17 protein-coding genes are annotated in these 21,468 nt (G+C 67.4%); 7 read left to right on the forward strand and 10 right to left on the reverse strand.

Annotated features, from left to right (window positions below; all coding sequences use genetic code 11):
* Positions 1 to 29 precede the first annotated feature (29 nt).
* Positions 30 to 674: a TetR/AcrR family transcriptional regulator gene (locus SAOR_RS15180; RefSeq protein ID WP_123632158.1), complete on the forward strand. Its 645-nt coding sequence runs from the start codon at positions 30 to 32 to the stop codon at positions 672 to 674.
* On the opposite strand, the gene SAOR_RS15185 is transcribed toward SAOR_RS15180, so the two are convergent.
* On the reverse strand, positions 655 to 2,217 hold the full coding sequence (locus SAOR_RS15185; protein ID WP_123632159.1) for an AMP-binding protein: 1,563 nt from the start codon (positions 2,215 to 2,217) through the stop codon (positions 655 to 657). The two genes, SAOR_RS15180 and SAOR_RS15185, sit on opposite strands and share 20 nt — an antisense overlap.
* A gap of 229 nt (positions 2,218 to 2,446) precedes the next feature.
* On the opposite strand from SAOR_RS15185, the gene SAOR_RS15190 reads away from it, so the two are divergent.
* Positions 2,447 to 3,253 (forward strand): enoyl-CoA hydratase/isomerase family protein, encoded by an 807-nt coding sequence (locus SAOR_RS15190; protein ID WP_123632160.1) that lies wholly within the window; start codon positions 2,447 to 2,449, stop codon positions 3,251 to 3,253.
* A 489-nt stretch (positions 3,254 to 3,742) separates the two neighbouring features.
* Here the strand turns inward: SAOR_RS15190 and SAOR_RS15195 are convergent, their stop codons facing one another.
* The gene (locus tag SAOR_RS15195) at positions 3,743 to 4,150 is read right to left on the reverse strand and encodes a CoA-binding protein (protein ID WP_245965499.1); all 408 of its coding nucleotides are present in this window, start codon (positions 4,148 to 4,150) and stop codon (positions 3,743 to 3,745) included.
* Between the two features lie 10 nt (positions 4,151 to 4,160).
* The gene (locus SAOR_RS15200; RefSeq protein ID WP_123632161.1) at positions 4,161 to 5,009 is read right to left on the reverse strand and encodes a hypothetical protein; all 849 of its coding nucleotides are present in this window, start codon (positions 5,007 to 5,009) and stop codon (positions 4,161 to 4,163) included.
* Between the two features lie 53 nt (positions 5,010 to 5,062).
* Here SAOR_RS15200 and SAOR_RS15205 point away from each other — a divergent pair, with 53 nt between their 5' ends.
* Positions 5,063 to 5,566, forward strand: a complete 504-nt coding sequence (locus SAOR_RS15205) for a hypothetical protein (protein ID WP_245965500.1) — start codon at positions 5,063 to 5,065, stop codon at positions 5,564 to 5,566.
* 433 nt (positions 5,567 to 5,999) lie between these two features.
* Here the strand turns inward: SAOR_RS15205 and gpmA are convergent, their stop codons facing one another.
* The 4 genes from gpmA to gorA all read right to left on the reverse strand — a co-directional run bounded on the left by gpmA (position 6,000) and on the right by gorA (position 9,626).
* The gene (gpmA, locus tag SAOR_RS15210; protein WP_123632162.1) at positions 6,000 to 6,749 is read right to left on the reverse strand and encodes a 2,3-diphosphoglycerate-dependent phosphoglycerate mutase; all 750 of its coding nucleotides are present in this window, start codon (positions 6,747 to 6,749) and stop codon (positions 6,000 to 6,002) included.
* 44 nt (positions 6,750 to 6,793) lie between these two features.
* A complete protein-coding gene (locus SAOR_RS15215) occupies positions 6,794 to 7,207 on the reverse strand; it encodes a 3D domain-containing protein (RefSeq protein WP_245965501.1) in 414 nt (137 codons plus the stop codon).
* A 46-nt stretch (positions 7,208 to 7,253) separates the two neighbouring features.
* On the reverse strand, positions 7,254 to 8,114 hold the full coding sequence (locus tag SAOR_RS15220) for an alpha/beta hydrolase (RefSeq protein WP_123632163.1): 861 nt from the start codon (positions 8,112 to 8,114) through the stop codon (positions 7,254 to 7,256).
* Between the two features lie 162 nt (positions 8,115 to 8,276).
* Positions 8,277 to 9,626, reverse strand: coding sequence for a glutathione-disulfide reductase (gorA, locus tag SAOR_RS15225; protein WP_123632164.1), 1,350 nt, complete (start codon positions 9,624 to 9,626; stop codon positions 8,277 to 8,279).
* A gap of 161 nt (positions 9,627 to 9,787) precedes the next feature.
* Between gorA and SAOR_RS15230 the strand changes: the two genes are divergently transcribed.
* Positions 9,788 to 11,863 (forward strand): M3 family metallopeptidase, encoded by a 2,076-nt coding sequence (locus tag SAOR_RS15230; RefSeq protein WP_123632165.1) that lies wholly within the window; start codon positions 9,788 to 9,790, stop codon positions 11,861 to 11,863.
* A gap of 45 nt (positions 11,864 to 11,908) precedes the next feature.
* On the opposite strand, the gene SAOR_RS15235 is transcribed toward SAOR_RS15230, so the two are convergent.
* Entirely contained in the window at positions 11,909 to 16,180 is a 4,272-nt protein-coding gene (locus SAOR_RS15235; protein WP_185015721.1) for an EAL domain-containing protein, read from the reverse strand.
* 579 nt (positions 16,181 to 16,759) lie between these two features.
* Here SAOR_RS15235 and xth point away from each other — a divergent pair.
* Both xth and SAOR_RS15245 read left to right on the forward strand, forming a co-directional pair.
* Positions 16,760 to 17,533, forward strand: coding sequence for an exodeoxyribonuclease III (gene xth / locus SAOR_RS15240; RefSeq protein ID WP_123632167.1), 774 nt, complete (start codon positions 16,760 to 16,762; stop codon positions 17,531 to 17,533).
* 383 nt (positions 17,534 to 17,916) lie between these two features.
* Positions 17,917 to 18,816 (forward strand): DMT family transporter, encoded by a 900-nt coding sequence (locus SAOR_RS15245; protein ID WP_123632168.1) that lies wholly within the window; start codon positions 17,917 to 17,919, stop codon positions 18,814 to 18,816.
* Between the two features lie 377 nt (positions 18,817 to 19,193).
* Here SAOR_RS15245 and SAOR_RS15250 read toward each other — a convergent pair whose 3' ends face one another.
* Complete coding sequence (locus SAOR_RS15250) at positions 19,194 to 20,144, reverse strand: Gfo/Idh/MocA family protein (protein WP_245965502.1); 951 nt, start codon at positions 20,142 to 20,144, stop codon at positions 19,194 to 19,196.
* 200 nt (positions 20,145 to 20,344) lie between these two features.
* Between SAOR_RS15250 and SAOR_RS15255 the strand changes: the two genes are divergently transcribed.
* A complete protein-coding gene (locus SAOR_RS15255) occupies positions 20,345 to 20,734 on the forward strand; it encodes a DUF2267 domain-containing protein (protein WP_123632169.1) in 390 nt (129 codons plus the stop codon).
* Positions 20,735 to 20,990: 256 nt separating this feature from the next.
* Here the strand turns inward: SAOR_RS15255 and SAOR_RS15260 are convergent, their stop codons facing one another.
* Positions 20,991 to 21,257 carry a hypothetical protein gene (locus SAOR_RS15260; RefSeq protein ID WP_123632170.1) on the reverse strand — a complete coding sequence of 89 codons (267 nt, stop codon included), beginning with the start codon at positions 21,255 to 21,257 and terminating at the stop codon, positions 20,991 to 20,993.
* Positions 21,258 to 21,468: the final 211 nt, after the last annotated feature.

The following is a 21,468-nucleotide window of genomic DNA, read 5'->3' on the forward strand; positions in this document are numbered from 1 at the left end:
ATCGACGCAGCCGCCGTGAGGATCATCAAATGAGCAGCACCTCGACCGACCATCGTACCCCGCGTCGCCGAACTCAGGCCGAGCGCACCGAGGAATCGAGTCGTCGTCTCATCGAGGCTGCCATCGATCTGATCCTGGAACGCGGTTCGCGCGGCACCACGCTCAAGGAAGTCGGCGAACGCGCCGGCTACAGTCGCGGTCTGGCCAACTATCGATTCGGCTCGAAGGAGGGCCTGTTTCTCGAAGTGCTCCTCTACAGCCGGCGACACTGGCGTGAGCAGCTCGAACGCGAACTGGGCGACCAACGCGGTCTCGACGCGATCCTGGCAGCGACGGATGCATTTCGGCGCTATCTCCGCTGCGCGCCCCGGCACTATCAGGCCATGATCATGCTGTGGTACGACGCGGTCGGCCACCCCTCGGCGCTCAATGCGAAACTCGCTGCCCACCACAGCATCCAGCTGCGAGACGTGCGGGGCTGGGTCGAGCAGGGCATCGCCGACGGCACTATCGATGCCGCGACCGATCCCGCCGGCTTTGCGGCCAGCTTCTATTCATGCATGTTCGGCACGGTGTATCAGTGGCAGCTGCAACCGGAACTTTTCGACTTGGATCGTATGTTCGAGAACTACAAGTTCCTTGTATTACGCGCGCTTACCCCGGACCGCAACTAGCATTCCCGGCTGACCGATAGCGTGCTTTAAGCAGGCGACGCGGGATCTTGCCATTCTCCTGGCGCGGCGAGGCATCGAGGAACTCGATGCGACGCGGTACTTTGACATGCGATAACGCCTCGCGGCAGTGCGCCACCAGATCGGAGGCCAGCGCTTCCGAAGCGGCCACACCAGGGCACGGCAACACGCAGGCCAGCACGGCTTCGCCATACTCCGGATCGGGGACACCCACCACCGCGCAGTCGCCGACCTGGGCGTGCCGATGCAACACCTCCTCGATCTCCTTGGGATAGATGTTCACCCCACCCGAAATGATCAGGTCGGCGCGCCGATCGCTGATATACAGATACCCCGCCTCATCGACGTGGCCCAAATCACCCAGCGTCGCCATGCCGTCGTCACGATATACGCTGGCGGTCTTCTCCGGATCGTTGCGGTATTCAAATCGCGGTCCATTGGCGAAGTAGATCGTGCCTATCTCGCCCGGCGGCAATTCACGACCGTCGTCGTCCAGGATATGCAGCTCGCCCACGGTCGGGCGGCCGACCGACCCCTTGCGTTGCCGCCACTCCGCCGGGCCGATAACAGTCTGACCGATGCCTTCCGAGCCCGCGTAATACTCCCAGACCACCGCTCCCCACCACGCCAGCATCTGCTCTTTGACATGGATCGGGCACGGCGCGGCGGCATGAATGGCATAGCGCAGGCTCGACAGATCGTAGCGCCGGCGCGTCGCCGCCGGCAGATCGAGCAAGCGTACGAACATGGTCGGCACCCATTGGCTGTGGGTCACCCGATAAGTCTCGATGGCGGCCAGTGCGGCCTCGGCGTCGAAGCGTTTCATGACCACACAGTGGCCACCACAGGCCACGGTCCGCATGCAGTAGGCATGCGGCGCAGCGTGATAAAGCGGCCCGGTCGACAAATAGACGCTATCGGCCCCCACATCGAAGATGCGTTGCCAAAGCGCAATGTCGGGCTCCAGGTGCCCCCGGTATTCGGACGACAGCATGGGTTTGCATACACCCTTGGGCCGGCCGGTGGTTCCGGAGGAATAAAGCATCTCTCGCCCCACCGGCCGACTCGAAAGATCCGGTGTGTGCGTACACGCCGATATCGCTTGATCGTAATCACATACGGCGTCGCTCGCTCCGACACCGACTCCGTAGTGAACAATGTCGCGCGCAGTCGCACGGTGTCGGGCCTCACCGGCAACGGGCGTCAGTGCCGCACTGGAGAGCAACCAGCGTGCCTCGCTGTTGTCGAGAATGTAGGCGATCTCGTCAGCCTGCAGATGACGGCTGATCAGTGTGTAGTAGACCCCTGCGCGTTTGGCCGCCCAGGCGATCTCGAGCAGCCGCAGCCCGTTCTCCATCAATACCGCGATGACGTCGCCGGCCGCCAGACCGGCCGAGGCCATCCACCGGGCTCCTGCATCGGCACGGCGGTCGAGCTCGGCATAGGTCAGGTGTTCGCCGGTATCGGCGATCGTGTAGGCCGGTTTCCCGGGTTGGCGTTGCGCCCATTCCCGCAATGTCGTCATCTTGTCCTCCCGTACGCATATTCGGACGCACCCGGCGTCGAATGCGGTATCGCTTTTCTATCGAACGTTTTTCCAGGACCGGCACCGTTGCGGCCATCGGCCGGCCGGTTCGCCCGTAACGGTCCCATCCGCTGGACCGCGAAGCAGAACAGCCATGCTAGTTATTCTTGCTTGTCGCAATCAAGTTATTTCGTATAGAGTTTAATCAGCCTCATCATAGGACTTAGGCATGCGCGTATTCGATATCGATACTATCCCGGACGGTGCCGCACCCTGTGTCGTTCAAGATTTCGATGGCGTCCGCCTGATCCGACTCAACGAGCCACGTCGTCGCAATGCGCTCACGCTCGCGTTGCGCGCAGCCCTTGCCGATATTCTCGACAAGACGCTGGACCGGGACGATATTCGCGCAATCGTACTGGCGGGCTCGGGACCAGTCTTCTGCGCCGGTGGCGATATCACGTCGATGACAGAACTCGACGCGGTCAGCGGCCGGCCACGACTCCAACGTGTCCATCGTCTATTTCGCCAGCTCTACGAGGGACCGAAGCCCGTGATCGCGGCCGTCGAGGGCAAGGCGGTCGGCGCCGGTCTCTCGCTTGCCACTGCCTGCGATCTGATCATAGCTGGCGGAGATAGCCATTTCGGTGCGCCGTTCAACCGTGTGGGCGTGATGCCCGACCTCGGCCTGCTGTTCACACTCCCTGCGCGCATCGGCCTGGGCCGCACTAAACTGCTCGCGCTCACCGGCGATCTGGTCGATGCGAAGACCGCCGAAGCCTGGGGACTGGCAGAGGTGGTGACACCGGCGGGCGATGCGCTCAACGAGGCGCTCACGCTGGCCACACGCATCGCATCGGGCGCACCGCTCGCCCATACCATGACCAAGCAGATGCTGGCGCGCCTACCGCTGTCCAGCGAGACGTTCCTGGCCGCCGAGGCCGACGCCCAGGCTCTACTGTTCTCGACAGCCGATTTCTCGGAGGGCCGAGACGCCTTCCTGGCGAAGCGCGAACCAAGCTTTTCCGGGCGCTGATTCAGAGCGCGCATCGCTACGCGGCGACAAAGACGCGTCGCAGTACGGAAGCGCAAGGCCGACAATAAAAAGAGGCCGCGCCCACTCAAGAGCCGAAAAACAGGCATCGATTCGACGCCATGACCCGGTCATGTCCGGGGTTGAGTCGGCCCCGTGTAATCCACCCACCGGGCGGCGGCACGACAAGGGAGTGCGTCGGCGACCGTGACGCGACCGATCGGAATCGATGAGCGAAATGGCCAAACACACGGCCAACCCCGCCCCGCAAGCCGGCGTGGGAACGCCCAGCCCTCGCGCCGGAGGGACCCGCCAACCCGCTGCGGGCCGAACACTGTCGAGCGGCAAAGCCAAGCTGTCCGTCTGATCAGGACGGCTACACCTGTCCATGACAGAGCCCAATCGGCGTTGCAGAGGGTACCCGACCGCGCGGCCCGCATCCGCCCCGAGACGCCCGGGCGGCATCATCCGCACGGGGCCCCGTTCGCGCGTTCAGCCGAGCAGCCGCCGGTATTCCTTGAGCATGCAGCGGTCCATGATCACGTCGATGCCGGCGTCGGCGGCCTTCTGCGCGGCCGCCTCGTGGATCACGCCCTCCTGCAGCCAGAGCGCGTGCACGCGACGCTCGATGCAGGCGTCGACGATCTGGGGCACATGTTCGGGCGCGCGGAAGACATCGACCATGTCGGGCATGCCGGTGACGTGGCGCAGGTCCGGAAAGGCGTTCTCGCCCAGGACCTGATCCTCGTTCGGGTTGACCGGCACGATCTGATAGCCCTCGCTCTGCATGGCCTCGGCCACGCCGTGGGAGGGCCGATCGGCCTTCGACGACAGGCCGACCACGGCGATACGACGCGCCCGCGCCAGCGTTTCACGAATGGCGGTGTCGGAATCGAGCATCGGCATGGCGTTACGCGCCCGTGCCGGCGTTCATCTGCTCGGGGATCCGCTCGCCGGCGGCCGCCAGCGTGTCGGTGATCGCCTGCCGGAGCGCCTGGTTCGTCCAGGTCATGTCCGACTCGGCCTGCAGATCCGCGTACTGCTGCAGTGTCGCGTCATCCACGTCGCGATAGACATAGAGCAGCATCAGCGGCACGCGCTGCTCGAGCTGGTCGCGAATGCCCTCGCGAGTGTTGCTGACCATCTGCTCCACGCGCGAGTCGCTGGCCTGCTGGGCCGGGTCGACCACGGCGTCGCGGCCCTTGATCATGCCCCGCAGCAGGGTGACGTTGAACTCGGTCTGCAGCGAGATGACCTCCATGTCGTCGGCCAAGCCGTCGATGATGCGCAGACGCTGCTTGCGCGCCTCGGTCGCCGGCTGGTCGACGAAGGCGCGAAAGCCCTCGGCGAAGTCGTCGCTGCCGGCCGCGGACTCGAGCTCGATCATGCGCGTGGCCAGCGGCGCGGCCAGCTTGTCCGCGGCCGAAGCCAGCGCCGGCTTGCGATCGGCCTCGGCAGCGCGTTCGCGCAGACGCTCGGCCACGCCGGCCTGGAGCTTCTCGGGGGCATAGACGTCGTAGACCGCGTCACGCAGGCGCTGGCGCTCGGCCTGGCTCACGCTGTCCGGCACGTTGTTCTCGAGCGACTCGACCACGGCCGGAGCGGCCTGGGCGAGCAGGTCCGGCACGTTGTAGGCCTCGATCACACGGTTGGAGGCCGCGGTCTGGGCCTGTTCGCCGGTGGGCCCGGAGGCGCAGCCGGTCACGGTCAGGGCGGCAGCCAGGGCCATCATCAGATAGGATTTTGCAAGCGGTTTCACGTTCCACCTTCGCTTTGAACGACGCCGATACTGTACGCCAAACCGACCCCGTCGTGCCCACCCCGGGCGCCGTGCTCACCGTGGGCACGCTCGGCCAGGCGTCGCTGCGGGCGCTGCTGGAGCGCCTCGGCATCGAGCTGGTGAGCGTCGCGGACGGCGCGGCGATCCCGGGCAGCTTCTGGGGCGACGAGGAGGCGGGCCTGCTGGGCGACCGACTCTACGTGCGCGCCGACACCCCGGTGCACTCGGCGCTCCACGAGGCGGGCCACTACGTGTGCATGGACGCCGATCGCCGCGCCGGGCTCGACACCAACGCTGGCGGCGACTACGACGAGGAGAATGCGGTCTGCTACTGGCAGATCCTGGCGGCCGACGCGTTGGCCGGCATGGACCGCCAGCGCATGTGCGCCGACATGGACGCCTGGGGCTACACCTTTCGCCTGGGCAGCGCCGCGGCGTGGTTCGCCGAGGACGCCGAAGACGCCCGCCTGTGGCTCATCGACGCCGGCGTGCTGGCGCCGGATGGTCGGACACTGCGCTACACGCTGCGCAGCTAAGGCCCGTCAACACGTCACGCGAGTCCGCGTCAATCGCTGTGGTGCGGCAAGACGAGGCGTCGTGCGCGCCGCGCCAGTCACACTGCGCCAGCGTGCGACAACGCGGGATGGCCGCGCCACAGCGCTTGGCCCGAAGGGTTGGGGCCGCACATCCCGCGTTGCGGCGTTGCAAGTCTTGATCATGGCGCGCCACGGTCGGCGACTCGCGCCTTGCCGCACACGAGGTGCGGTCGCCAATTCGCCGCTCGTATGAGATGCCAACAAGCCCTGGACGCCGAGGACCCAGAGCGTGGGCGTGGATATGGACGCGGGCCGAAGCGCCTGAACCGCTGGACGAGCCCAGCCCCGGCCTAAGGCCTCACGCCTGCGGGCCGTTCGGCGTTCGACCACGCCGTCAGCAAGCCCGGGTTGTCCGCGCGCCACGCGCCCGACGTTACTTGGCCCGGGCCTGGTCGGCCACCGCCTGCGCGGCCTGCTCGGCGGCCGCCGCATCGCCGAGATAGCCCGACTCGACCACATTGAGGTTGCCGTCGAGCCGATACCGCAGCGGGATGCCGGTGGGGATGTTGACCCCGGTGATCACATCGTCGGCGACACCGTCAAGATACTTCACCAGCGCACGCAGGCTGTTGCCGTGCGCGGTGACCAGCACCGTCTCGCCGGCCTTGAGCCGCGGCGCGATCGCGTCGTGCCAGTAGGGCAGCACCCGATCCAGGGTCAGCGCCAGCGACTCGGTGCCGGGCAGCACGCGCGCATCCAGATGCGCGTAGCGCGGATCGAAATGCGGATGACCCGGATCATCGGCGGCCATCTCCGGCGGCGGCACGTCATAGCTGCGGCGCCAGACATGCACCTGCTCGTCGCCGTGGCGAGCGGCGGTCTCGGCCTTGTCCAGCCCCTGGAGCCCGCCGTAGTGGCGTTCGTTGAGGCGCCAGTGGCGCACGACGTCCACCCAGGGCTGCTCCATTTCCTCGAGTGCCAGCCAGAGCGTCTTGATCGCGCGCTGGAGCACCGACGTGAAGGCGATGTCGAAGCGCAGCCCTTCCGCGGCCAGCATCCGCCCGGCCGCACGGGCCTCGGCGCGACCGGTGTCGGTCAGATCCACGTCCACCCAGCCGGTGAAGCGGTTCTCGAGATTCCACTGGCTCTGGCCGTGGCGTAGCAGTACGAGCTGCCCGGACATCGTCTCTCCTTGTCCTGTGAATTGTGCCGCCGGGGCGGCCGGCCTCAGCTGTCGTTCGGCTCGGCCCAGCTGATCTGGATGTCCTTCTGGACCCCCCACTCACGAGCGGCCTGAACGTCCTTGCCCATGTAGATGTCGATCTTGTTGTTCCAGCGACTGGCCATCTTGTCGCGCACGACATAGACCCCCGGCAGACCTTCGATCTTGACCCGGGCGCCGTGGGTCAGCCCCTGATCGACGAGATCCCGCGAGACCGCGATGGCCCGCATGCCGGGCCGGAGCTCGTCGCCCCAGGCGGCCACCGCCGGCTTGTCGGCGGTCGTCTGCCAGGGCACGGAATTGTATGCCGAAGCCGAGACGCTGAGTTCCTTCCATTCGACCGACTCCGCCTGGGCGGGCAGGGTGGCCGCGCACAACAGTGCGAGCACGCTGATCGTCACTGCCTTGAAACGACGCATGATCGGTTTACCGCTCAAATAGGACCATAACCCTACACGATGAAGCTTAACGGTTCCTGTCCGAGACCACTTTCGTAACGAAATCAGTAATGTCGTCGAGCTGGTTTCCGGCAAGACGCAGCGGCGCCGCAAGGGGTGCGATCAGCCCCACATGGGTGGTTTCGGGATAGATTTTCAATCGGGCCTCGCCGCCCCGATCATTGACCCGGGACGCCATGTTTCGGCTGTTTTCCGGCGCCACGGTTCGGTCGGCGGCGCCGTGCATGAGCAGCATCGGCGGCGCCTCGCCGGTGACGAAATGGATCGGCTGGGTGCGTGCCCAGGCGGCCCGGGGCGCGAAGATCGCCTGTAGCACCGGATCTTCGATCGGCAGGAAATCGTAGGGTCCGGCCATGCCGACCAGCCCGGCCAGATCGCCCACCGACGCGCCGGCGGCCGCGAGATAGCGTCGGTCCGCGGCCAGCATCGCGGCGATGTGGGCGCCGGCGGAATGCCCCGCCACGAACAGATGACCGGGATCGCCGCCGTAATCGGCGGCATGCTCGAGCGCCCAGGCCACGGCCCGGGCGCCGTCCTCGACGAAGGCGGGGAAACGCGCCGGGGGGTAGAGCCGATAATCCGGCAGCACGGCAATGAACCCGCGCGAGGCCAGCGCCTGGCCGACGAAGCGATAGCCCGCCTTGTCGCCGTCCTGCCAGCTGCCGCCGTAGAAGAACACCACCACGGGGGCGCCGGCTGCGAGCCGATCGGGCACATAGACATCCAGGCGCTGGCGGTCGCCGTCGGCGTAGGCGATGTCGGCGTGGCGGTCGTAGCCCCAGCGCGGGGTGAGCGCGTTGGCCCAGAACTGGCCGGAACAGGCCGCCAGCAGGCCCGAGACGAGACTCACGACGAGGGCGCGGGCCATGGCCACGCTAGGCGTGCCCGGCGCATGTCCGGCCGCGCGGGATGCCGGCGGCACACGCCGACGCCGCCCACTGCCGGCGGCCGCGTCCCGCCGGCCAGCGGGCCGGGCGGACCGCCGCCGGGTGACGCGATTCGTCGCCAGTCGCCACCGTCGCCGGCGCGTTCAGGTCATGGTGACGAACTCTTCCGCACTCGTCGGATGAATCGCCACGGTATTGTCGAAATCGGCCTTGGTCGCGCCCATCTTCACGGCCACGGCGAAGCCCTGGAGCATCTCGTCGGCGCCGTCGCCGATGACATGGGCACCCACGATGCGCTCGTCGTCACCCACGCAGACGAGCTTCATGTCGCTGGGCACCTTGTGCTCGAGCACGCCGTGATAGAGCGCGACGTAGTGGCTGGTGTAGACCGTGACGGCCGCGTCGCCGTACTCGGCGCGCGCTTCGGTCTCGGAAAGGCCGACGCTGCCGATCGGCGGATGCGTGAACACCACCGTGGGGATGTTGTGATAATCCAGCCGCGAATCCGGCTTGCCGCCGAACAGGCGGTCGGCCAGCCGGCGGCCGGCCGCGATCGCCACCGGCGTGAGCTCGATCGCGCCGGTGACGTCGCCGAGCGCGTGCACGCCCGGCACGACGGTGTCCTGCCAGGCATCGACCGGAACGGTGCCGTCGGCGTTGACCTCCAGGCCGATCCGCTCGAGGCCGATGGCATCGCTGTTGGCACGCCGGCCGATCGCCCAGATCAGGCGATCGAAGGGCGCCGAGGTGTCGCCGTCCTCGAAGCGCACCGCCACGCCCTCGCCGGCCTCGACGAGTTCGGCCGCCGAACGGTTCATCTGGACGTCGATCCCGGCCTCGCGCATCCGCTCGATGAGCGTCTCGCCGAGCAGCGCGTCGAACTCCTTGAGCACGTGCTCGCGGCGCAGCAGCAGCGTCACCTCGCTGCCCAGACCGTTGAGCACCCCGGCGAGTTCGCAGGCGATATAGCCGCTGCCGACGATCGCCACCCGCCGGGGCCGTTCGGTCCAGCTGAAGAAACCGTCGGAATCCGTGCCGAGGGCAGCGCCCGGGATCTCGGGCCACTGCGGCTTGCCGCCCGTGGCGATGAGCACATGGTCCGCGCTCAACTCGCGTTCGCCGACGGCGATGCGGCGCTCGTCGACGAAGCGGGCCTCGCCTTCCACCACGATCACGCCGGCCTTGTCGAGGTTGCCGCCATAGATGCGATTCAGCCGGCGGATGTAAGTCTCGCGGTTGGCGACCAGCCGCGCCCAGTCGTGCGTCGGCGGGGCGCCGGAAAAACCGTAGTCGGCGGCGTGCGCGGCGCGTTCGGCGAAATCCGCGGCATGCCACATGACCTTCTTCGGCACGCAGCCGATGTTCACGCAGGTGCCGCCGAGCCGGCCGCGCTCGACGAGGGCGACGCGCCGGCCGTGGGCCGCGGCCCGGCGCGCGGTCGCCACGCCGCCGGAGCCGCCGCCGAGGACGACGAGATCGTAGTGTTCGCTCATGGCGTGTCCACAGAATGTCGGTGCCGGCATTGTAGAAGGCCCGGACGGGCGTGTCAGGGTCGGCAGCGCCGACCGCGCCGCCTCTTGGATTGGGCCCCGGCGGCCCGCATGATCGGGGCTATCGTGCGGCGCGCACGCCCATTTGCCAGGACACCGACCCCATGACCGACACCCGCGACAATCCCCTGCTGCGTCTGGTCGAGACCGACCAGCTGCCGGAATTCGACGCCATCGCCCCCGCGCACGCCGAGCCGGCCGTGGATGCGCTGATCGACGAGGCCCGTGCCGCGGTCGACCAGGCGATCGCGAAAGCGGCCGACACCGCACCGACCTGGGCGAACCTGATCGCCCCGGTCGATGCCGCCCAGGACCGGCTGGGGCGGGCATTCTCGCCGGTGTCGCATCTGCACTCGGTCATGGACTCGCCGGCATGGCGCGAGGCCTACCAGGCCTGCCTGCCGAAACTGACCGCCTTCTCCTCCGAGATCGGCCAGAACGGCGACCTGTTCGAGGCCGTGCAGCGCCTGCGCGACTCGGCCGAGTACGCGCGCCTCGACGCGGCGCAGCAGCGCGTGATCGACGACATGCTGCGCGATTTCCGCCTGGCCGGCGTGGCCCTGGACGACGACGCCAAGGCCCGCTATCGCGAGATCGCCCAACGCCGCAGCGAACTGGCGACCACGTATCAGCAGAACCTGCTGGATGCGACCCAGGCCTGGCGTCGGCACATCACCGACGAAACCGAACTCGCCGGCCTGCCCGACTCCGCCCGCGCCCTGCTCGCGCAGAACGCGGCGAGCAAGGATCTCGACGGCTGGCTGGTGACGCTGGACGCGCCGAGCTTCATCGCCGTGCTCTCGCACGCCGCCGACCGCGGGCTGCGCGCCGAGGTCTACGAGGCCTTCTCGACCCGCGCCTCGGACGTGGGCCCGAACGGCGGCGAGTACGACAACAGCGCGCTGATGGACGAGATCCTGGCGCTGCGCCACGAGGCCGCGGGCCTGCTGGGCTTTGCCAACTACGCCGAACAGTCGCTGGCCACCAAGATGGCCGACAGCCCCGACCAGATCGAGCGATTCCTGCTGGATCTCGCCGAGCGCACCCGCGACACCGCCCGCAGCGAACTCGACGCCCTGCGCACGCTGGCCCGCGCCGACGGCATCGACACGCTCGAGGCCTGGGACGTGCCCTATTACGCGGAACGCCTCAAGGAGCAGCGCTACGACTTCTCCGACGAGGATCTGCGGCCCTATTTCCCCGCGCCGGCGGTCGTCGACGGCCTGTTTCGGGTGGTCGAGCGGCTCTACGACGTGCGCATCCGTCAGCGTCACGATGTGCGCACCTGGCACGACGACGTCACCGTCTACGAGATCCGTGACGCCGACGGCGCGCCGCGGGGGGTGTTCTATCTCGACCCATACGCCCGCGAGGGCAAGCGCGGCGGGGCCTGGATGGACGGCTTCCAGAATCGGCGCGTGCACGCCGACGGCATCCAGCTGCCGGTGGCGTTTCTCACCTGCAACTTCTCGCCGCCGATCGGTGACGCCCCGGCGCTGCTCACCCACGACGAGGTCACCACGCTGTTCCACGAGTTCGGCCACGGTCTGCACCACATGCTCACGCGGGTGGACTACGCGCCCGTCGCCGGCATCGCCGGGGTGGAATGGGACGCGGTGGAACTGCCCAGCCAGTTCATGGAGAACTGGTGCTGGGCGCGCGAGTCGCTGGACCTGTTCGCGGCCCACCACGAGACCGGCGCACCGCTGCCGGCGGATCTGTTCGACAAGCTGGCCGCCTCGCGCAACCACATGGCCGGCTGGCAGATGCTGCGCCAGGTGGAGTTCTCGCTGTTCGACCTGCGCCTGCATCGCGACTACGACCCGGGCCGCGGCGCGCGGGTGCTGGAGACGCTCGACGCAGTGCGCGCCGAGGTGGCGGTGATGACGCCGCCGTCGTTCAACCGCTTCCCGCACAGCTTCATGCACATCTTCGCGGGTGGCTACGCCGCCGGCTACTACAGCTACAAATGGGCCGAAGTCCTCTCCGCCGACGCCTTCTCGGCGTTCGAGGAGACCACGCTGTTCGACACCACCACCGGGCGGCGTTTTCTCACCGAAGTGCTGGAGCGGGGCGCCACCCGGGACGCGATCGACAACTTCATCGCCTTCCGCGGCCGCGAGCCGTCGATCGACGCGCTGCTGCGCCACAGCGGCCTGGACGAACCGCGCGCCGCCTAGGTGTCCAGCGCTCCGGTATCGGACCCCTTGCCGAATGAATCGGCATCAGAGCCGGGCGCCGGTGCGCCCGGCTGCAGCGCATCCAGCAGGGGGCAGCGGGCGGGCGTAGTGAAAGCCCTGGGCGTAGTCGATCTTCAGGGCGCGCACGACGTCCATGATGGCCGCGCTCTCCACACACTCGGCGATCGTCTGCTTGCCCATCAGATGGGCGATGCCGTTGATCGCCTCGACCATGGCCCGTACGGAGCGATCATCGCGCATGTCGCGTATGAAGCTGCCGTCGATCTTGATGTAGTCGACCGGCAGCACGCGCAGATAATGGAACGACGAGAGACCGACGCCGAAATCGTCGAGTGCGAAGCTGCACCCGAAACCGTGCAGTGCATCGATGAAGTGCTGAGCCTGGCTCAGGTTCGAGATCACCGACGTTTCGGTGATCTCGAAGCACAGTTTCGTCGGATCGACGCCGGAGGCGCGAATCGACTCGATGGTGGTCTCTGCGCAGCCCGGATGGGCGAGTGAGGTGCCGGAGAGATTGATCGACACCCACGCGACGCCGTCCAGTAACGCGACGTTCGCCGCCAGGCACTCCAGCGTCTTGCGCAGCACGGCCAGGTCGAGCTCCCGGATCAACCCATAGCGCAGGGCCGCCTGCATGAAACGGTCCGGCTCGATCAGCTCGTCCTCCGCGCCACGCATGCGCACGAGCGTTTCGTAGCCACGCACGCTGTCATCGGCCACCGCGCAGATCGACTGGGCGTACATCTCGATGCGGTCGTCCCGGAGGGCGCTGCGTAGACGGTTGGCCCAGTTCATATCGATCCGCCGACGCCTGACCACGGCGTCGTTCTCACCATAGCGCTGCAGCGTGCCCGGGCCCACATCCTTGGCCGCGAAACAGGCCGCATCGGCCGCCTGCAGCACGGTCGCCGTCTGGCCGGTGGTCGCGTCGATCGCCACCGCGCCGATACAGGCCCCGACGCGCAGACGATAGCCGTGCCACAGGAACTCCTGAGCATCGATCGCTTCAATCAGGCCGTTGGCAATTCGCTCGGCATCCTCGATCGAGCAGTGGTCGAGTAGCAGAGCGAACTCATCGCCGCCGAGCCGGCCGAGCAGGTCCTGCTGGCGGATCGTCTCCAGCATGCGGGACGTCAGCTGGCGCAGCAGTTCGTCGCCGGCGTGGTGGCCGTAGGTGTCGTTGACCACCTTGAAGTTGTCCAGATCGATATAGCACAGGGCATGCACTTCGCCGCGTTCGCGCGCATTGTCGACCGCGCGCCCGAGTAGACGTTCGAATTCGCGCCGATTGATCAGACCGGTCAGCGCATCGTGCGTGGCGTGGTAATAGACCTCCTCGCTGAGCCGCTTCTGCTCGGATATATCCTCGCAGGCGATGACAATGATCGGATTGTCATCGGCGTCCCGGGCCTGCCGGGCGTTGGCCCGGACCCACAGCATGCTGCCATCGGCGCACTCGAGCCGCGTCTCCCAGCGCTGGGGCTCGCCGGCATTGTCGCGACAGCGCTGCAGCTCGCTAGCGAGGGCGCGTGTATCCGTGTGCAGATCGGCAAATGGCCGCCCCACGACCGCCTCGTCGCCATAGCCCAACTGCCGAGCGCCGAAGCGATTGATCGAGATGATCCGATCGTGCCGGTCCAGGCTCAGATACATCAACGGATTGTCGTCGTAGAGTCCACGAAAGCGCGCCTCGGTGGCCCGCAGCGCCTGTTCCGTGGCCTTGATCGCGGTGATTTCCGACAGCGTAAGCACGACCCCATCGATACGATCGTCCACCGTGCGATACGGCAGCATCCGCCGGATGAACCAGCGGCCTTCGCCGGTCTGTTCCTCGCTCTCGACGGTCGTCAGCGTGTCCAGCACCCGGCGCACGTCCGCCGCCAGGTCCAACGGCGCACTGAGACGGTTCGAGATATCGTCCACCGGGCGTCCGATGTCGTTGTCGATCAGGTTGAAGAGCGCGGTCGCTGCCGGAGTGAAGCGTTTGATCCGGCCCTGCTTGTCCAGAAAGATCGTTGCGATATCGGTACTGCTCAGCAGATTGACGAGGTCGTTGTTGGCCAGCTCGACCTCTTCGACCTTCTGCTGCAACTCGGCATTGACCGTATTGAGCTCCTCGTTGAGCGACTGCAACTCCTCCTTCGAGGATTCCAGTTCCTCATTCGCGGACTGGAGCTCCTCGTTCATCGACAACGATTCTTCGTTGGCGGCCTTGAGCTCCTCGTTGGCCCCTTCCATCTCCTCCGTCGAGGCCTGCAATTCCTCCTGCGTCGAACGCAGTTCATGCTCCAGCTGTGCGACCAGCTCGGCATCGCCGCCGTCGTTCGAGACCCTGTCCGGCGCCTCCGTCGAAGGGGCCTTGTCCGCATCGCACATACTGATCAGCACATAGGGCTCGTCGAGGCCCGCCGGCGTGAACCGGCGCGCGACGATCCTGACCTCCCGGTATTGCTGATCGCGCAACATGCGCGCCTGATCCTCGACCCGCGCGGGCCCACCATCCAATACCGTCTTCACGGCAGCACGCAGCTTGTTGCGCAGTCCGCGCCGCGCCAGCGTCAGCAGGTGGGTGGTCGGCTCGCCCATGGGAAAATCGAGGAACTCGCCCACCGAGCCGTGCATGTATAGCGTTTCGAACCGGGCCGTGACCACAACACTGGCCGGTGCATAGTCGCTGAGCAGCAAGCGCTGTGTGGCCTCGACGATCCGCCGCTGCGGCCTCGTTTCCGGCTGTGCGGGCGCGTGGACCACGGGCGCACTACGCTCGGCGGGCGCCGGCGTGGTCAGATCGAACCCGCCCAGACCGCGGGTATCGCCCTCCATGCGTCGATAGAGCCGCCACTTGCGCGATATGACCGAGAAGAGATCGTAGTGCTTGCCGATGTATTCGGAATTGCCTAGGAAAAGCGCTCCCTGCGGCCGCAGGGCGTAATGAAACAGGCGAATGACGCGCTTCTGAATCTCCTGATCCAGATAGATCAGCAGGTTGCGACAGCAGATCAGGTCGATGCGCGAGAACGGCGGATCCGAAATCAGGTTCTGGACCGCAAAGACCGTGACCTCGCGAATGCTCTTGTCAATCCTGAAACCGTGGTCGATACGCGTGAACCATCGTTCCAGCCGCTCGGGTGACACGTCCTCCGCGATCGTTTCGGGAAAGACGCCGCTGCGGGCCTGTTCGAGTGCGCGGGCGTCGATATCGGTCGCGAACAGCTGCAGACGCTGCCGGCTGCCGGCCGCCTCGATCGCCTCGTACAGCACAATGGCTATCGAGTAGGCTTCTTCGCCCGTGGCGCAACCCGGCACCCACACCCGGATCGGATCAGGGCTATCCCGCTGACCCACCAGTGCGGGCAGCACCTGCGCTTCGAGCGCCTCGAAACCCGCCGGGTCGCGAAAGAAGCCGGTGACCCCGATCAGCAGGTCGGCGAACAGGCGATCCAGTTCCTGCGGATCCTCCGACAGCATCTTCAGATAGGCGTCCGATGTCGATACCTGGCACACGCCCATGCGCCGCTCGACCCGCCGCGAGAGCGTGCCGGCCTTGTAGTGACGGAAATCGTGGCCGTGGCGACGTCGCACCGTATCGAGAATCGCGTCCAGCGTTTCCGAGGGCGCATCCGCCACGTCGGAATCGGCCGACAGCGGCCCGCCGCCATCGACGTAGGCGTGACGAACGTAACGCCGCAACTCGGTCGGCATCTGCTCGACGGGCAATACATAGTCGGCCATGCCGGTATCGATCGCGCTGCGCGGCATGCTGTCGAACTGGGCCGTCTCGGGCGACTGCACGATGGTCAGTCCGCCATGGGCCTTGATCGCACGGATACCTTCGCTGCCATCACTACCGCTGCCGGAAAGCACGATACCCACCGCTTTCGGGCCCTGATCGGCGGCCAGGGCACGAAAGAAGCGATAGATCGTGGTCGGAATGCCGTGGCGCGCCGCCATGGGCATCGGTTGCAACCTGCCATCACGGATATCCAGATGCCGGTTCGGCGCGATGACGTAGACATGATCGGCCTGCACGGCAACCGGCGCGTCCACGATGCGCACCGGCATTAGGGTGACCTTGGCGAGCAGCTCCGACAACTGGCTATGGTGATCCGGCGCCAGATGCGACACGACCACGAAGGCCATACCGCTGTCGTCGCCCATCGCGGTGAAGAACGCCTGGAAGGCCTCTAGACCGCCTGCACTCGCCCCGAGGCCGACAATGGCTGCGGGCGAGCCACGCTCGTGTTCATTAAACGAACGCGCGTCATGACCCGGTTCGGGCTCGGGATTGCTGTTCATTTCGCCTCGGCCTCTGCGACGTGCCCCGCCGCGCGTTCGCTCTGCCCCGGAATAACGCATCTGCAGCGCGGACGCCGCGGATTACGGCCCCCCCCTTGCGAGCATTCGAGCCGCTCGGCCCAATCCCGCCGAATGTGCGCACGTATTGCCCCTCGACGCGCCGGCGCGTGCCGCCGCCATCGTGGTAGTTGACACATGAGCACGATATTGCATCGATCATCGGCTTTTCAGACTGGACTATGCAAGTAATGACGTCCAACCCCACGACGACACCGAACGGCCGGCCGCAATCCGTGTCGTTCTTGCCGACCGTGCCGGGGCCCGGACGCCTTGATGCCGCAGTACGATCGTCACCGCGGCACCGCCTACTGTCCAACCCGTCTGGCCGCGGCAGGCAAGACGTTTGGGTGGCGGATCGTCGCGACCGAGCGTCACGGCGGCGATTACAATGGGGCCGGCTACCGGCTCGAACAGAACCCGATACATCGCGTGCGCCCGCGGGGAGGCACGGTCTCGAACCGCACTCCGCCCTGCCGCCCCCCGCACGGATCACGCACTGTCGTACGCAAGGAATCCCCGATGCAGATCGCGACCTGGAACGTCAATTCGCTCAACGTCCGCCAGGAGCACGTCCTCGCCTGGCTGGAGAACAATCCGGTCGACGTGCTCGCACTCCAGGAAACCAAGCTCACCGACGATCGGTTTCCGAGCGCGGCCTTCGCCGAGGCCGGCTACCACAGCGTGTTCACCGGCCAGAAGACCTACAACGGCGTGGCCCTGCTCTCGCGAGACGCACCTACGGATGTCGAATTCGCCCTGCCGGGGCTGGTCGACGAACACAAGCGCGTGATCGCGGCCACCGTGGCCGGCGTACGCGTGATCGGCGTCTACTGCCCCAACGGCGCGGCGCTGGATTCACCCAAGTTCGACTACAAGCTCGACTGGTTCGCTGCCCTGGCCGAATGGGTGGCGGCCGAAGCCGCGGTCCACGACCGGCTGGTGCTCACCGGCGATTTCAACGTCGCCCCGCGCCCCGAGGACACCCACGACCCCGACAAATGGGAAGGCCGCATCCTCTGCTCGCCGCCCGAGCGCGCGGCCCTGGAGAAACTGCTCGACACCGGTCTGACCGACTGCTGGCGCCTGTTCGAAGAGCGCGAGGGCCGGCACCGCTTCACCTGGTGGGATTACCGCAACGGCGGCTGGGCCCGCAACGCCGGCCTGCGCATCGACCACGTGCTGGCCTCGCCGGCACTGGCCTCCGCCTGTCGCGACTGCCGGGCGCATGTGGGCGAGCGCGGGCGCAAGCGTCCCTCCGACCATGTCCCCGTGGTCGCCGAATTCGAACTCTAGGCGCGCTCGAGGGCCGTCGCTCATCCGGCAAATGCTGCTCGCACGGACTGTCCCCGCTCCTGTCGGCCGCGGGCACTGCAGGCGCCGGGCGCCCCGGCGTGCCGCCGGAGCGCCGTCCAAGACGCAAAAGCTCATCGGAAGGGGATACGCACCGTCGGGACGACAGCAGGCGTGCGGGCCGCGCGCATCCGCAGGCGCGGCCGGCGTGTAGACTGCGACGCCGCGGGCACCGGCGGCCACCGCATCACCGGGCGTCGGCACCACGAAGACCACACCGCCTGAGCGCCGCCGCGCGGTATCCGGGCTAAAGTTACACCGCTACAACCGCTGCCGGTCAGCGTTCCGCCCACCGGCTGAAGTCCGCATTTCGTTCTGGAGACCGAATGAAGTTCTCGGCCATTGCACTGGTCATGTTCGCCGCCTTTCAGTGGGGGCTCGCCGGCGGCCTCGGCAGCCTGCTCATCGACCGGGACTGGGACCCGGAGACCATGTCGTTCTGGCGCGCCCTGATCGGTCTGGCTTGCATGGTGCTTTGGCTGGGCGTCATGCGCCTGCGCGGCAGACGCATGACGCTCAACCGGCGCCTCGTGCTCTGGTCGCTCGTCGCGGGGCTCGGGGTGGCCGGGAATTTCGCCTTCTATTTCATCAGCATCAGCGAAGGCAGCGTGGCGGTCGCGGCGACGCTGATGTACAGCGCGCCCATCTTCGTCTATCTGGTGTCGTTCATCAGCGGGGCGGAGCGGCCCACGCCGGTGAAACTGGCGGCAGTGGCGCTGGTCATGGCGGGGATCGTGCTGCTGACCGGCATCTACCGCGCCGAGGCGGGCGCGATCACCCTGCTCGGCCTCGTCAGCGGCCTGCTCGCGGGTCTGTCCTACGCGCTGTTCATCTTCGGCTTCAAGTACGCCGGCGCACATGGGCCGACGCCGAGCGTGCTCGCGATCGCCTTCGCAGCGGGCGCGCTGGTGCTGCTGCCCCTGACCGATCCGGGCCAGATCGTCGCGGTCACCGTGTCTCCCGACGTCGTCTGGTTTGTTCTGCTCGGGCTGCTCGGCGCGGGGCTGTCGTTCTACTGCTACATCACCGGGCTTCGCCACAGCCTGCCGACCGCCGCCTCGATCGTGGCGATGGTCGAACCGGTCACGGCGACGCTCTTCGGTCTGCTGGTCATGAACGACGGCCTGAGACCGGCCCAGGTGCTCGGCATGATATTGATCCTGGCCGCGGTCACCGGCCTGAGCGTCATGCAGAGCCGGGCTTCGCGAGAGACCGGCGCCTTATAGCGGATCGCGCGGGCGTCCCGCGGGACATCTCGCGGACGCGCGCCCGACGCCTGCATTCCGGCCGCGCTCGCCGCTGCGCCGCGCGGTCAGGCTGGCCAGCCGGCGCTGACGGACGCCGCGCGGCCCCTTTCGGGCATCGATCGCGAGGCGCGTTGGCCGAAGCCACCCAATGACGATGCGCCATGGTCCGTCGCATCGGCCCTGCGGTGGTTTTAGGCACCCGGCCCGCACCAGGAATGCCCGCCGCCCGTCTATCGACGATCATGCCGAGGCCGGACGCGTTCGGGCTCCAGTCGACATGGCGCGTCTGGCCGACCCCGTGCCGACCCGGCGCCGTGGCGAACGGCCGGGCGCGGGACGCGGCGCCCCGGGTGGTGTCAGTAGCGGCTCGACTCCGCCACGGCGGCATTGATGCGCTCGAGCGTCTCGACCACGGCCAGGGCACTGGCGCCGTCCGAGCGCGACGGCGTGCGCTCGCGAGCACAGTCCATGAAGTGCTGCAGTTCCAGCCGCAGCGGCTGGCCGTCGCCGCGATGGACGACCTCGCTGCCCTCGTCGTGGTTCTGCAGATCGGCATCGATCCACTTGCGGTGCAGCGTCACGGTCTGGGCGACTTCGTCGTAGACCAGCATCCCGGCCGCGCCGCGGACGATGGTGCGGCGGGCGGTCTCGGGCCAGAGCCAGGAGGTGTGGATGTTGCCACGCACGTCGTTGGCGAATTCCAGATGCACGTGGACCTCGTCCTCCACCTCGAGCCCGAGCATGCGATGGCCGGTGCCGCGTACGCGTTCGGGCGCCTCGCCCACCAGATAGAGCATGATCGCCATGTCGTGCACGCCGATGTCCCAGATCACGTTCTCGGCGCTGCGTGCCCGCCCGAGGTTGAGCCGCTCGTGGCGGATGGAGAACAGTTCGCCGATCTCGCCGGCGGCGACGTAGTCCCGCATCCAGGCGATCGCGGGCTGATAGATGAGCAGATGCCCCACCATCAGGATCACGTTCCGATGCTCGGCGGCGTCGACCAGCTGGCGCGCCTCGGCGGAACTGTGCGTGAGCGGCTTCTCGACGAACACGTCCTTGCCGGCCTCGATCGCGGCCATGGCGATCTCGAAATGCGACGGCGTGGGCGTGGCGATCGCCACCGCCTCGCAGTCGGAGGCCAGCGCCGCGCGGTAATCCGCGAACAGCGCCGCCTGCGGGTAGCGTTCGCCGTACTCGTTGAGCCGTTCGGCGTTGCCGTCGACGATGCCACCGAGCGCGTCCAACTCGTCGAGATTGCGGATGATGTTCTTGCCCCAGGCACCGGCGCCGATCACCACGATTCGCATACGTCCGCCCATCCGTCACGCAACTGCAACGCGCGACAGTGTACGCGTTCGACCCGCCGTCGACACCGCGCGGCGGGGCGTGTGTTCCGTGTTTGCCCTGATAGCCAGGCCCGGCTGTGATCGTCACAGTGCCGACAGATTCGACGCAGGGCACGGCCGAACCGCCGTGCCGAACGCTTTACACGATCAAGGAAGAAACCATGCAGACCGAAGAATTCATCAAACGCGTGGCCGCTGCCGACGAGATCGGCGACACCCAGACCGCCCGCACCGTGACCTACGCCACGATCGAGGCGTTGTGCATGCATCTGTCGCAGGAAGAGAACCGCCGCATGAGCTCGCAGCTGCCGGGCGATCTGTCCAAGGCGGCTCTGGCCGGCGGCCAGCAGGCCCCGGCCACGCGTGAATCGCACGTGCCGCTCGACACCTTCTACGAGCAGGTCGCCACCCGCGCCGGCATGACCGCCGCCGACGTCCAGGGCCCCGCCCGCGTCGTCGTGCACACGCTCGGCAAGGCGATCACGAACGGCGAATTCGCCGACGTCACCTTCGACCTGCCGCCGGATCTCAACACGCTGCTGGCGAGCTAGGCCCGCTCGGCACGGCTGGCGCGCACCGGTCGTGCCGCTTCAACGGCCCGTGGTCTGGCCCGTACAGGCTCGCAAGCCGAACCCATCCGGGCCCGGAAACTGCCGACGGCGCCGGAATCGGCAGCGCCTCCGAAATCGCGATCGTGGTCGCCCTTTACCGTGCGGCGCCGCGGGATTCGAAAGCGCAGCCGGCGGCCACGATGCACGCAACGCGTTGTTCTACCGGCGCCCTGGCGGGTGCACTGTGCAGAAATGCCTAGGCCGCCGCCGGGGAGGTCACCTCGGTCTCGACGCGGTCGACGACCCGACCGTCCGGCGCCCGCACGATGATCCGGTATCGCCCCGGTACGACGAAGGCCAGTGCGAGTGCCTCGCCACTCACTTCGAAGGCGTCCGGGTCGGGGCCCTCGACCACCACCCGGCTGCCCAGCGCCAACCCGCGCAGATGAATGGCGGTCTGGCCGTCGGCGGGCACGGTTTCCAGCACGGGCGTGTACGGCTTGAAGAACGGATCGCGGGACATGGTGCGGCCTCCGCAGGTTTGGGGACGGATAGCCTGCGCCGGCCATGTTGCCGGCACGTGACCGCACCGACGCGATGCAAACGCCAATCCCTCCGGCCGCTCGCACAATGGCCAGAGAATCCGTGGCCCCACGAACATCATCGGGCGAGCCATGCCGTACGGGCCGCGGCGACGGACGGGTCGCGCTCGAACCACCGGCGCGTCCGTACGG

The organism is Salinisphaera orenii subsp. orenii MK-B5 (genome assembly GCF_003788635.1).
In the GTDB taxonomy this organism is placed as follows: domain Bacteria; phylum Pseudomonadota; class Gammaproteobacteria; order Nevskiales; family Salinisphaeraceae; genus Salinisphaera; species Salinisphaera orenii.

Coding starts and splice junctions, on each gene's coding strand:
- SAOR_RS15180 (WP_123632158.1), top strand. CDS start 30: ATGAGCAGCACCTCGACCGACCATCGTACCCCGCGTCGCCGAACTCAG.
- SAOR_RS15185 (WP_123632159.1), bottom strand. CDS start 2,217: ATGACGACATTGCGGGAATGGGCGCAACGCCAACCCGGGAAACCGGCC.
- SAOR_RS15190 (WP_123632160.1), top strand. CDS start 2,447: ATGCGCGTATTCGATATCGATACTATCCCGGACGGTGCCGCACCCTGT.
- SAOR_RS15195 (WP_245965499.1), bottom strand. CDS start 4,150: ATGCTCGATTCCGACACCGCCATTCGTGAAACGCTGGCGCGGGCGCGT.
- gpmA (WP_123632162.1), bottom strand. CDS start 6,749: ATGTCCGGGCAGCTCGTACTGCTACGCCACGGCCAGAGCCAGTGGAAT.
- SAOR_RS15215 (WP_245965501.1), bottom strand. CDS start 7,207: ATGCGTCGTTTCAAGGCAGTGACGATCAGCGTGCTCGCACTGTTGTGC.
- SAOR_RS15220 (WP_123632163.1), bottom strand. CDS start 8,114: ATGGCCCGCGCCCTCGTCGTGAGTCTCGTCTCGGGCCTGCTGGCGGCC.
- gorA (WP_123632164.1), bottom strand. CDS start 9,626: ATGAGCGAACACTACGATCTCGTCGTCCTCGGCGGCGGCTCCGGCGGC.
- SAOR_RS15230 (WP_123632165.1), top strand. CDS start 9,788: ATGACCGACACCCGCGACAATCCCCTGCTGCGTCTGGTCGAGACCGAC.
- SAOR_RS15235 (WP_185015721.1), bottom strand. CDS start 16,180: ATGAACAGCAATCCCGAGCCCGAACCGGGTCATGACGCGCGTTCGTTT.
- xth (WP_123632167.1), top strand. CDS start 16,760: ATGCAGATCGCGACCTGGAACGTCAATTCGCTCAACGTCCGCCAGGAG.
- SAOR_RS15245 (WP_123632168.1), top strand. CDS start 17,917: ATGAAGTTCTCGGCCATTGCACTGGTCATGTTCGCCGCCTTTCAGTGG.
- SAOR_RS15250 (WP_245965502.1), bottom strand. CDS start 20,144: ATGCGAATCGTGGTGATCGGCGCCGGTGCCTGGGGCAAGAACATCATC.
- SAOR_RS15255 (WP_123632169.1), top strand. CDS start 20,345: ATGCAGACCGAAGAATTCATCAAACGCGTGGCCGCTGCCGACGAGATC.
- SAOR_RS15260 (WP_123632170.1), bottom strand. CDS start 21,257: ATGTCCCGCGATCCGTTCTTCAAGCCGTACACGCCCGTGCTGGAAACC.